This window comes from Pseudomonas sp. ENNP23, assembly GCF_001728945.1.
In the GTDB taxonomy this organism is placed as follows: domain Bacteria; phylum Pseudomonadota; class Gammaproteobacteria; order Pseudomonadales; family Pseudomonadaceae; genus Metapseudomonas; species Metapseudomonas otitidis.
The window spans coordinates 166,893-178,647 of the sequence record NZ_LYSP01000001.1; the positions used below are offsets into that span (position 1 = coordinate 166,893).

General features: G+C 67.5%; 9 protein-coding genes. 6 read left to right on the top strand and 3 right to left on the bottom strand.

The features are described from left to right. Positions 1-72: 72 nt before the first annotated feature. From betA to A9G05_RS00695, 4 genes are all read left to right on the top strand, one after another. Entirely contained in the window at positions 73-1,758 is a 1,686-nt protein-coding gene (betA, locus tag A9G05_RS00680; RefSeq protein ID WP_069559143.1) for a choline dehydrogenase, read from the top strand. 94 nt (positions 1,759-1,852) lie between these two features. Continuing rightward, positions 1,853-3,265 (top strand): multidrug transporter subunit MdtD, encoded by a 1,413-nt coding sequence (gene mdtD, locus A9G05_RS00685; RefSeq protein ID WP_069559144.1) that lies wholly within the window; start codon positions 1,853-1,855, stop codon positions 3,263-3,265. Between the two features lie 66 nt (positions 3,266-3,331). Beyond that, on the top strand, positions 3,332-4,732 hold the full coding sequence (dbpA, locus tag A9G05_RS00690; protein WP_371850543.1) for an ATP-dependent RNA helicase DbpA: 1,401 nt from the start codon (positions 3,332-3,334) through the stop codon (positions 4,730-4,732). 75 nt (positions 4,733-4,807) lie between these two features. Beyond that, complete coding sequence (locus A9G05_RS00695) at positions 4,808-6,040, top strand: diguanylate cyclase domain-containing protein (RefSeq protein WP_069559145.1); 1,233 nt, start codon at positions 4,808-4,810, stop codon at positions 6,038-6,040. A gap of 32 nt (positions 6,041-6,072) precedes the next feature. Here A9G05_RS00695 and A9G05_RS00700 read toward each other — a convergent pair whose 3' ends face one another. Beyond that, a complete protein-coding gene (locus A9G05_RS00700; RefSeq protein ID WP_069559146.1) occupies positions 6,073-6,813 on the bottom strand; it encodes an ABC transporter substrate-binding protein in 741 nt (246 codons plus the stop codon). 239 nt (positions 6,814-7,052) lie between these two features. Here A9G05_RS00700 and yccS point away from each other — a divergent pair, with 239 nt between their 5' ends. Then, positions 7,053-9,227, top strand: a complete 2,175-nt coding sequence (yccS, locus tag A9G05_RS00705) for a YccS family putative transporter (protein WP_069559147.1) — start codon at positions 7,053-7,055, stop codon at positions 9,225-9,227. Positions 9,228-9,296: 69 nt separating this feature from the next. Here yccS and A9G05_RS00710 read toward each other — a convergent pair whose 3' ends face one another. Both A9G05_RS00710 and A9G05_RS00715 read right to left on the bottom strand, forming a co-directional pair. Further along, on the bottom strand, positions 9,297-9,746 hold the full coding sequence (locus tag A9G05_RS00710; protein ID WP_069559148.1) for a transposase: 450 nt from the start codon (positions 9,744-9,746) through the stop codon (positions 9,297-9,299). 128 nt (positions 9,747-9,874) lie between these two features. Further along, positions 9,875-11,344 (bottom strand): PLP-dependent aminotransferase family protein, encoded by a 1,470-nt coding sequence (locus tag A9G05_RS00715; protein ID WP_069559149.1) that lies wholly within the window; start codon positions 11,342-11,344, stop codon positions 9,875-9,877. Between the two features lie 177 nt (positions 11,345-11,521). On the opposite strand from A9G05_RS00715, the gene A9G05_RS00720 reads away from it, so the two are divergent. Then, on the top strand, positions 11,522-11,752 hold the full coding sequence (locus A9G05_RS00720) for a DUF1127 domain-containing protein (RefSeq protein ID WP_069559150.1): 231 nt from the start codon (positions 11,522-11,524) through the stop codon (positions 11,750-11,752). Positions 11,753-11,755 lie beyond the last annotated feature (3 nt).

Here is an 11,755-nt window from a genome sequence, read left to right on the forward strand (position 1 = left end):
GGCTGCAAGCCCGCGCGCCGCACACGGTGCGGCCTGGCGCTTGCAGCCCGCAGCCCATCCGGAGGATGACCCATGGAATTCGACTACATCATCGTCGGTGCCGGCTCGGCCGGTAACGTACTGGCTACCCGCCTGACCGAAGACGCCGACGTCAGCGTCCTGCTGCTGGAAGCCGGTGGCCCCGACTACCGCTTCGACTTCCGCACCCAGATGCCCGCCGCCCTCGCCTACCCGCTGCAGGGCCGCCGCTACAACTGGGCCTACGAGACCGACCCCGAGCCCTACATGAACAACCGCCGCATGGAATGCGGGCGCGGCAAGGGCCTGGGTGGCTCCTCGCTGATCAACGGCATGTGCTACATCCGCGGCAACGCCCTGGATTTCGACACCTGGGCCAAGGCCCCGGGCCTGGAAGACTGGACCTACCTCGACTGCCTGCCCTACTTCCGCAAGGCCGAGACCCGCGACATCGGCCCCAACGACTACCACGGCGGCGACGGCCCGGTGAGCGTCACCACGCCGAAGAACGGCAACAACCCGCTGTTCCACGCCATGGTCGAGGCCGGCGTACAGGCCGGCTACCCGCGTACCGATGACCTCAACGGCTACCAGCAGGAAGGCTTCGGCCCCATGGACCGCACCGTCACCCCGAAAGGTCGCCGTGCCGCCACCGGCCGTGGCTACCTGGACCAGGCGCGCAACCGCCCGAACCTGACCATCGTCACCCACGCCCTGACCGACCGCGTGCTGTTCAGCGGCAAGCGCGCCATCGGCGTTGACTACCTCAAGGGCGACAGCGACCAGCGCATCACCGCCCACGCCCGCCGTGAAGTGATCGTCTGCAGCGGTGCCATCGCCTCGCCGCAACTGCTGCAACGCTCCGGCGTCGGCCCCAGCGACCTGCTGCGCAGCCTCGACATCCCGGTTGTCCACGACCTGCCCGGCGTCGGCGCCAACCTGCAGGACCACCTCGAGCTGTACCTGCAGTACGCCTGCAAGGAGCCGGTCTCCATCTACCCGGCCACCAAGTGGTGGAACCAGCCGGCCATCGGTGCCGAGTGGCTGTTCCTCGGCAAGGGCCTGGGCGCCAGCAACCAGTTCGAGGCCGGTGGCTTCATCCGCACCCGCCCCGAGTTCGCCTGGCCCAACATCCAGTACCACTTCCTGCCGGTGGCGATTAACTACAACGGCAGCAAGGGCGTGCAGGAGCACGGCTTCCAGGCGCACATGGGCTCCATGCGCTCGCCGAGCCGCGGCCGTATCCACGTGAAGTCCCGCGACCCGCGCCAGCACCCGAGCATCCTGTTCAACTACATGTCCCACGAGCAGGACTGGCAGGAGTTCCGCGACGGCATCCGCATCACCCGCGAAATCATGGCCCAGCCGGCCCTCGACCCCTATCGCGGTCGCGAGCTGAGCCCGGGCGCGGACAAGCAGACCGATGCCGAGCTGGACGAATTCATCCGCAACCACGCCGAAACCGCGTTCCACCCCTCCTGCTCCTGCAAGATGGGCACCGACGACATGGCGGTGGTGGATGGCCAGGGCCGCGTACACGGTATGGAAGGCCTGAGGGTGGTGGACGCGTCGATCATGCCGGAGATCATCACCGGCAACCTCAACGCCACCACCATCATGATGGCCGAGAAGATCGCCGACAAAATCCGTGGCCGCCAACCGCTGCCACGCAGCACCGCTGCGTACTACGTGGCCGGTGACGCCCCCGTGCGCACCGAGCCGCAGCGCAAGGCGAGCTGACCCGACGCCCGCCACGGCGCAGCCGTGGCGGGCAACGGATGACAGCGCCCTCCTGCCAGCCTAAAGTCCCCGGGTCATCCTCTCGAGGATTCCCATGCCCGCCTCACCACCGCTCGATTCCCGCACCGCCCGCCTGCTGCCCTGGCTCGTGGCCATCGCCTTCTTCATGCAGGCCCTGGACGGCACCATCCTCAACACCGCCCTGCCCACCATGGCCCGCGACCTCGCCGAAGACCCGCTGCGCATGCAGTCGGTGGTGATCGCCTACATGCTCACCGTGGCCCTGCTGATCCCCGCCTCCGGCTGGCTGGCGGACCGCTTCGGCACCCGTCGGGTGTTCCTCGGGGCGGTGCTGCTGTTCACCCTCGGCTCGTTGTCCTGCGCCCTCTCCAACACCCTCGGCCAACTGGTGGTGGCGCGGGTGGTGCAAGGCCTGGGCGGCGCCCTGATGATGCCCGTGGGCCGGCTGATGGTGCTGCGCAGCTACCCCCGCACCGAGCTGGTGCGGATCATGAGCTTCGTCACCCTGCCCGGCCTGCTCGGCCCACTGATCGGCCCGACCCTTGGCGGCTGGCTGGTGGAATACGCCACCTGGCACTGGATCTTCCTCATCAACCTGCCGGTGGGCCTGCTCGGCGCCTACGCCGCCGGGCGCTTTCTGCCGGACCTGCGCAGCAGCGGCCCGGTGCGCCTGGACCTGCGCGGCTTCCTGCTGTTCGGCACGGCGATGGTGCTGATCACCATCGCCCTGGAAGGCCTGGGCGAACTGCACCTGCCCCACGTGCGGGTGATGCTCCTGCTGTTCGCCGGCATCGCCTGCCTGGCGGCCTACTGGCTGCACGCCATGCAGATCGAGCAGCCGCTGTTCCCACCCTCGCTGTTCCGCACCCGCACCTTCGCCGCCGGCATCCTCGGCAACCTGTTCTCGCGCCTGGGCAGCGGCGCCCTGCCGTTCCTCACCCCGCTACTGCTGCAGGTGGCGCTGGGCTTCGGCCCGGCCCAGGCGGGCATGACGCTGATCCCCCTGGCGCTCTCGGCCATGCTCGCCAAACCCCTGGCCAAGCCACTGCTGGACCGCCTCGGCTACCGCCGCCTGCTGCTGGGCAACACCGCCCTGCTTGGCGGCCTGATCGCCAGCCTGGCCCTGGTAGACGCCAGCACGCCCTACCCGCTGCTGCTGGCCCAGCTCGCTGCCCTCGGTGCAGTCAACTCGATGCAGTTCACCGCCATGAACACCGTGACCCTGCTGGACCTCGACGACCAGCAGGCCAGCAGCGGCAACAGCCTGCTCTCGGTGGTGATGCAACTGTCCATGGGCCTCGGCGTTGCCGTGGCCGCCGCATTGCTCGGCGGCTTCGGCAAGCCCGACGCCCAGAGCGTGCTGGAAGCCTTCCAGGCCACCTACCTGTGCGTCGGCGTGCTGACCCTGATGGCGGCGGCGATCTTCCTGCAGTTGCCCGCCGACAGTGGCCGCGTCGTCCGCCCGGTGGACGACGGCGGCCACTGAAACCCCGCCGCCGGTCGCCAACGGCCGGCGGTGATGACTCTTCATCCTGCTAAACTGCGCGCCCAGATGACCCACCAGGCCCCCTCCGTGAGCACCCTACCCTTCAGCAGTCTTCCCCTGTCCGCCGCCATGCAGGCCAACCTCGAGGCCCTCGGCTACCGGGAGACAACGCCCATCCAGGCCCTCGGTCTGCCCGTGATCCTCCAGGGCCGTGACCTGATCGCCCAGGCCAAGACCGGCAGCGGCAAGACCGCCGCCTTCGGCATCGGCCTGCTGGAAGGGCTCAACCCGCGCTTCTTCGGCTGCCAGGCCCTGGTGCTATGCCCCACCCGCGAACTGGCCGACCAGGTGGCCAAGGAACTGCGCCGGCTGGCCCGTGCGGCAGACAACATCAAGATCCTCACCCTGTGCGGCGGCATGCCGCTGGGCCCGCAGATCGGCTCCCTGGAGCACGGCGCGCACATCGTCGTCGGCACCCCGGGCCGTGTGCTGGAGCACCTTCGCCGGGCCAGCCTGGTGCTCGACGGCCTGCGCACCCTGGTGCTGGACGAGGCCGACCGCATGCTCGACATGGGCTTCATCGAGGCCATCGAGGAAGTCGTCAGCCTGGCCCCGGCCAAGCGCCAGACCCTGCTGTTTTCCGCCACCTACCCCGATGGCATCGGCCGATTGGCCTCGCGCTTCCTGCGTGACCCGCAGCGGGTCGAAGTGGAGTCGCGGCACGACGACCAGCAGATCGAGCAGCGCTTCTACGAGATCGACCCGCGCCAGCGCTTCGAAGCCGTGGCCCACCTGCTCATGCACGTGCGCCCGCAGTCCTGCATCGCCTTCTGCCAGACCCGGCAGCAGTGCCAGGAGCTGGTGGCACACCTGCAGTCCCTGCGTATTTCGGCACAGAGCCTGCACGGCGAAATGGAGCAGCGCGACCGCGACCAGGTGCTGACCCTGTTCGCCAATCGCAGCCTCTGCGTGCTGGTGGCCACCGACGTCGCCGCCCGTGGCCTGGACATTGCCGGGCTGGAAGCGGTGATCAACGTCGAGCTGTCCCGCGATGCCGAAGTGCACATCCACCGCGTCGGCCGCAGCGGCCGTGCCGGGGAGAAGGGCCTGGCCCTGAGCCTGGTGGCCCCGGCCGAGGCCAGCCGCGCCTCGGCCATCGAAGCCCTGCAGCAGGCGCCGCTGAACTGGCAGCGCCTGGATGAATTAGTGGTGAAGAATCGCGAGCCGCTTCTGCCACCTATGGCTACGCTGTGTATCAGTGGAGGGCGCAAGGACAAGGTTCGCCCTGGCGATATCCTCGGCGCACTCACCGGCGAGGCTGGAATTCCCGGCACGCAGGTGGGCAAGATAGCCATCTTCGACTTCCAGGCCTTCGTGGCCGTGGACAGGAGCATTGCCCGCCAGGCACTCCAGCGTCTTGCGGAAGGCCGGATCAAGGGGCGTATCTTCAAGGTGCGCCTCCTCTAGCGACACCCCGGAACGGATCGATCGAAACACAGCGCTGGCGACAACGTGCCTGTCGTCGAGGCAATGGAGCAAGTAGTGCGCAACATTCTGGTCATCGAAGACAGCCCGCTGGTCCTTAAGATCCTGGAGCACCTGTTCCGCCAGGAGCCGGACCTGCAGCCGCTGTTCTGCGCCAGCATGGGCGAGGCCGAAGTGCTGCTGGAAACCTCGGCCGCGCTGTTCTTCGCCGCCATCGTCGACCTCAACCTGCCGGATGCCCCGGACGGCGAGGTGGTCGATCTGGTGCTGCGCCATGCCGTGCCCTGCATCGTCCTCACCGGCTCCTACGACGAGCAACGCCGCGACAACCTGCTGCTCAAGGGCGTGGTGGACTACGTGCTCAAGGAAAGTCAGCACTCCTACGAGTACGCCTTCCGCCTGCTGCACCGCCTGGAGCGCAACCGCGGGGTGAAGATCCTGGTGGCCGAGGATTCCGACGCCACCCGCAAGTTCGTCCGCCGGGTGCTGACACCCCACCAGTACCAGGTGATCGAAGCCTGCGACGGCGACGAGGCCTTGCGCATCCTCCAGGAGCAGACCGACATCGACCTGCTGCTGGTTGACCACGGCATGCCCGGTATCAGCGGCTTCGAGCTGGTGAAGACCCTGCGCCAGAAGATGCGCCGCAACGAGTTGATCATCCTCGGCCTGTCGGCCGACGCAAAGGGCTCGCTCAGCGCCATGTTCATCAAGCACGGTGCCGATGACTTCCTGCGCAAGCCCTTCTGCACCGAGGAGCTGAACTGCCGGGTGATGTTCAGCCTGGAGCGCCGCGACATGCTCAAGGCCCTGCGCCAGGCCGCGCTGTACGACTCGCTCACCGAGCTGTTCAACCGCCGTGCGTTCTACGAGCAGTGCGCCGAACGCCTGCAGCAGGCCCGGCGCAACAGCCAGCCGATCAGCGTGGCGATGATCGATCTGGACTTCTTCAAGCGCATCAACGACGACTACGGCCACGCCAGCGGCGACACCGCCCTGGTGATGTTCGCCAAGGTGTTCCGCCACAGCTTCCCCGATGCCGTGCTGGGCCGCCTGGGCGGCGAGGAGTTCGCCCTGCTCAGCGACGCCGACGGCGTGACCGTTCAGGCGACGCTGGACCAGTTGCGGCGCAATTGCGCACGGCTGCGCTATGCCGATGAGGCACCGCCGCTGTCGTTCAGCGCAGGGGTCTACCACGGCGAGCCGGAGGAGTTGGAAGCCCTGCTGCAGAAAGCCGACCAGCGCCTCTACGAAGCCAAGAGCCAGGGGCGCGGGCGCACCCTGCTCTGACGCTCAGACCTGCTTCGCGCTGGAGCAGGCGCTCAGAGCCCCTGAGCGTCGAGGATGCGCTGGTAGGTGCCGTCCTCGCGCATCTCTTGCAGTGCCCGGTTGAAACGCTCCACCACCTCACGGTGCTGGGGCAGACTGCGGCGCACGAGGATCGCCAGGTTGTTCTCCGACAGTGGTTGCGGCAGGAACTCCAGCTCATCGCGGATGCCCTTGAGCCCACGGCCGAAGTGGTAGCGGGCCACCAGCTCGTCCTCCAGGGTCAGGTTCACCCGCCCCGCCGCCACCATCCGCGCGCCCATCTCGAAGCCCACCACCGACAGCCGCTTCAGGCGGGCGTCCTGGTCGAAGCCAGGGAAATAGGCATAGCCGCGCACCACCGCCAGGCTGTAGGGCAACAGGTCATCCAGCTTCGTGTAGTGGAGACCGGCGCCGCGGCGCTGCACGAAGCGGATACGGTTGACCAGGTAAGGCTCGGAGTACAGCCCATAGACCACCCGGTCGTCCTTGTACCAGGCGCTCACCACCACGTCATAGTCACCCACCTGCACGCCCTGCAGCACTCGGGCCCAGGGCACCTCAAAGTACTTCGTGGTGTAGCCGGCGCGCTGCAGGGCGGCCTCCACCAACTGCACGGCGAGGCCATTTCCCGGCAAGCGCGCATCGGTGAAGGGCGGCCAGACGTCACCGGCCAGCCGCAGCGGCTCGGCGCGCAGGCCAGCCGCACCCAGCAGCAAGAACAGGAACAGGAACAGCAAGCGAAGAGTCTTGGTCATAGGAGAGTCCCACTTCCAGGCAGAGACGGCAGCACCCGGGAGGCCGCCTTCTCAGGGTAGACCGCTTCAGACGGAGGCGCCGAACAATCGCCTGACGCCAGCATGCCCACCGGCGCCAGGCACTGCACAAACGCGGCGTATCGCTGTAACCCACCTCGCCCGGGAAACATCCAAGCGGTAACCTCAGGCAGGCCGCTCTATGCGGCTGCCGTTCCGAATCGCCCGCTCACAAGGCCACCATGTCCGCTACGTCGTTCAGCCATTCCCTGCGCCGCCTCTGGGCCCAGGACAAGTTCAGCTACAGCCTGCGGGTCTCCATTGCGCTGACCGGCAGCATGGCGTTGTGCTGGTCCCTGGACCGGATGGACGCCCTCATCCCGCTGTTCCTCGGCATCATCGCCAGCGCCCTCGCGGAAACTGACGACAGTTGGCAAGGGCGTATCCAGGCGCTGCTGGTGACCCTGGGCTGCTTCAGCATCGCTTCGCTCTCGGTGGAGTTGCTGTTCCCCTACCCCTGGTTGTTCGTCGCCGCCCTGGCGCTGGCCAGCTTCGGCCTGACCATGCTCGGCGCACTGGGCGAGCGTTACGCCACCATCGCCTCGGCGACGCTGATCCTGTCGATCTACAGCATGATCGGCGTCGACCAGCGCAATGGCGTGCCCGACGACCTCTGGCGCGAACCGGCACTGCTGGTGAGCGGCGCCGCCTGGTACGGCCTGCTCTCGGTGATCTGGCAGGCGCTGTTCACCCACCAGCCAGTGCAGCAGAGCCTGGCGCGGCTCTACCGCGAGCTGGGGCAGTACCTCAAGCTCAAGTCCAGCCTGTTCGAGCCCCTGCGGGAGCTGGACGTAGAGGCCAAGCGCCTGGAGCTGGCCCAGCAGAACGGCAAGGTGGTCAGCGCGCTCAACGCCGCCAAGGAAATCATCCTGCACCGGGTCGGCAACGCCCGGCCGCGGCCCAAGGTCAGCCGCTACCTGAAGCTGTACTTCCTGGCCCAGGACATCCACGAGCGCGCCAGCTCCTCCCACTACCCCTACAACCAGTTGGCCGAGGCCTTCTTCCACAGCGACGTGCTGTTCCGCTGCCAGCGCCTGCTGCGCCAGCAGGGCGGCGCCTGCCAGGCCCTGGGCCAGGCCATCCAGATGCGCCAGCCGTTCGAGTACCACGACGGCACCCAGGCCCTGCAAGACCTGCACCGCTCCCTGGAGCACCTGCGCATCCAGAGCAACCCGGCCTGGCGCGGCCTGCTGCGCTCGCTCAACGCCCTGGCCAGCAACCTCTCCACCCTGGATCGGCTACTGACCGACGCCAGCAACCCCGACGCCCTCGCCGAGGCTCAGGACAGCAGCCTGCTGGACCGCTCGCCCAAGGGCTTGAAGGACGTCTGGGAGCGCCTGAAGCAGAACTTCACCCCCACCTCGGTGGTGTTCCGCCATGCCCTGCGCATGGCCATCGCCCTGTCCGCCGGCTACGGCGTGCTGCACCTGATCCACCCGAGCCAGGGCTACTGGATCCTGCTGACCACGGTCTTTGTCTGCCAGCCCAACTTCGGCGCCACGCGGCGCAAGCTGGTGCAGCGGATCATCGGCACGGTGATCGGCCTGGTCCTGGGCTGGGCACTGTTCGACCTGTTCCCCAGCGCCCTGGTGCAATCGATGTTCGCCGTGGTGGCCGGGGTGATCTTCTTCACCAACCGCGCCACCCGCTACACCCTGGCGACGGCGGCGATCACCCTGATGGTGCTGTTCTGCTTCAACCAGGTCGGCGACAGCTACGGCCTGTTCGTGCCGCGCCTGGTGGATACCCTGCTGGGCAGCCTGATCGCCGCCCTGGCGGTGATCTTCATCCTCCCCGACTGGCAGGGTCGCGGGTTGCACCGAGTGGTCTCCACCACCCTGGTCTACAACGCCCACTACCTGCGGCAGATCCTCCAGCAGTACACCAGCGGCAAGCGCGACGACCTGGCCTACCGCCTGGCCCGGCGCAACGCCCACAACGCCGACGCAGCGCTGTCCACTACCCTGGCCAACATGCTCATGGAACCCGGGCACTTCCGGAAGGACGCCGAGATGGGCTTCCGCTTTCTGGTGCTGTCCCACACCCTGCTCAGCTACCTCTCCGCCCTCGGCGCCCACCGCAGTGCCGAGCCGCTGGTGCTGGAGCCGGCCCTGGCCGAGGCCGGCGAACGCATCGCCGCCACCCTGGAAGCCATCGCCGCCGCCATGGCCCAGCGCCAGCCGGTGGCCATCCACAGCGATAGCGAAGAGGCCCAGGCCAAGACACTGGAGCAGTTGCCGGAAGACATGGACGAGCGCGTACGCCTGGTGCAGACCGAACTGGCCCTGATCTGCCGCCAGCTCGGCGCCCTGCGGACCTTGGCGGGGCATCTGGCGGGTGGGGAGAAGACGGAGTAGCGGAGCGCACTCCCCTGAAGCTGTGGGAGCGAATTCATTCGCGACGCGGCCCGAAGGGCCGCCAGGCACTCACAGCCACATGGCATCCCAATGCGGGTAATCACCCAGGCGTTTCACCAAACCAGCCCTCAGCGGGTTCGCCACCACATAGCGCGCAACCGGCAGCAGCTCACTTTCGCGCCGCAACGCCCGGTCATGGAAACCCGGCTGCCAGACCGCACAGCGTTCTCCCATCAACAGCCCCAGGTGCCTGGCCGTACGCCCCTTCAAGACCTTGACCACTGAAGACAGCGACACCGGTGCATCGAGCCGCATAAGCCAGTGGAAGTGATTGGGCATGACCACCCAGGCCAATGAGTACGCCAGCTCGAAGCGCTGCAGGCGCCTCAACTCGCCGACCAGCAACCGGGCATGGGCGAAGTGGGCAAAGAACGGGCGTCGATCAGCGGTTGTCGCGGTAACGAGATAGACCCTGCCGAGTTGGGAAACACGTCCCTTGCGCAGATCACGGCTGCCCACGAGCCTCTCCTCTTCCGGTGGAAAGATCGGACTCTAGCCAGGCGAGGGCCGTTCGGTCGCAAGGGTGAGCGCCGGAAACATCGGATCAGTGGGTAGGACTGCTATCGCACGCCGGAAGCCATCGGTGCTCATACCCTCGCGAATGAATTCGCTCCCACAGGGCCCTCCTCCTGTGCACCCTCGCTTTGCGCCATCAACACCTTCACCCGCTCGCCCACCTTGCGTACGGCCGCTTCCTGGGCGGCACTGGGGCGGGGGGCGTAGTTCATGCGCAGGCAGTTGCGGTACTTGCCGGAGGCGGAAAAGAGGCTGCCGGGGGCGATCTGCACCCCATCCTGCAGCAACTCGCGGTTGAGGCGCAGGGTGTCGAAGCCGGCCGCCAGCTCCACCCAAAGCATGAAGCCGCCCTGGGGGCGGCTGACGCGGGTGCCCTCGGGGAAGTGCGTCATCACCCAGTCGATCATCTGGTCGCGCCCCTGCTGGTACTGGGCGCGCATACGCCGCACGTGAGGTTCGTAGGCGCCGCTGGCGATGAACTCGGCCAGCGCCAGTTGCGGCTGGGTGGCGGTGGCGCCGGAGGAGATGTACTTCATGTGCAGCAGGCGGTCGAAGTAGCGCCCGGGGGCGATCCAACCCATGCGCAGGCCCGGCGCGACGGTCTTGGAGAAGGAGCTGCAAAGCAGCACGCGACCGTCCTCGTCGAAGGACTTGATGGTGCGCGGACGCGGGTAGCGGTAGGCGAGGTCGCCGTAGACGTCGTCCTCGAGGATCGCCACGTCATAGCGCTGGGCCAGCTCCAGCAGGGCGCGCTTGCGGACCTCGGGCATGATGTAGCCCAGCGGGTTGTTGCAACTGGGGGTGAGCTGGATGAGCTTGATCGGCCACTGCTCCAGGGCCATCTCCAGCGCCTCCAGGCTGATGCCGTTGAGCGGGTCGGTGGGCAGTTCCAGAGCCTTCATGCCGAAGCCCTTCAGGGCCTGCATGGCGCCATGGAAGCTGGGCGAGTCCACCGCGACGATGTCGCCAGGCTGGCACACGGTGCGGATCGCCGTGGAGAGCGCTTCATGGCAGCCAGTGGTGATGATCAGATCGCTGGCGGGTATGCGGTTGCCGCTGTCCAGCAGCAGGCGCGCGACCTGTTCGCGCAGCGCCTGGGAGCCCTGCAGGCTGTCGTAATACAACCCGCCGAGATCGCTGCGCCGGGCAGCCTGGGCCAGGTTGCGCAGCAGTGGGCGCAGGGTGGGACTGGTGATGTCGGGCATACCGCGCCCCAGTTGCACCAGTCCATCCCGCGCGCCGCGACGCACCAGCTCCAGCAGGTCACTCCACTGCGACACCTCCACCGGCCGTTGGGCGGCCCGCGCCACGGCGGGCAACTCGGGCATCTGCCGGCGCAGAGAGACGAAGTAGCCGGACTTGGGCCGGGGCTCCGCCAGGCCCTGGTCCTCCAGCACCCGGTAGGCCTGCTGCACGGTACTGAGGCTGACGCCGTGCTCCTGGCTCAGGGCGCGCACCGAGGGCAGGCGGTCGCCGGGGCGGTAGTAGCCCTGCTCGATGCGCTCACCCAGGGTTTCGGCGAGCTGGCTGTAGAGCGTCATGCTGTTCTCCCTGGCGACTCACACGTGGCCGCCGACCATACAGATTCGCCGCCGATTGTGGATTCAGATGCCGATCCCGACAATCTGTATGAAGAAAATCCTTCAATCTTGAATCTGTATCGAACAGCCCCCGTCGCCGGACAATGGCTTCACCCCCAAAACGCCAGGAGTCCGGAGATGAGCGGCTTGAGCGATGTACGGCTGACCCTTCACCCACAGGAACTGATGCAGGCCGGAGAACGCACCGCCGCATCGGTGCGCCTGCCCGGCAGTACCTGGCAGCGCTTCTGGCTGCGCCTGACGACCCGCAAGGCACTGCTGGAGCTGGACGAGCATGCCCTGAAGGACATAGGCCTGACCCGCGCCCAGGCGCTGGAGGAAGGGCTCAAGCCATTCTGGCGCGGCTAGCGG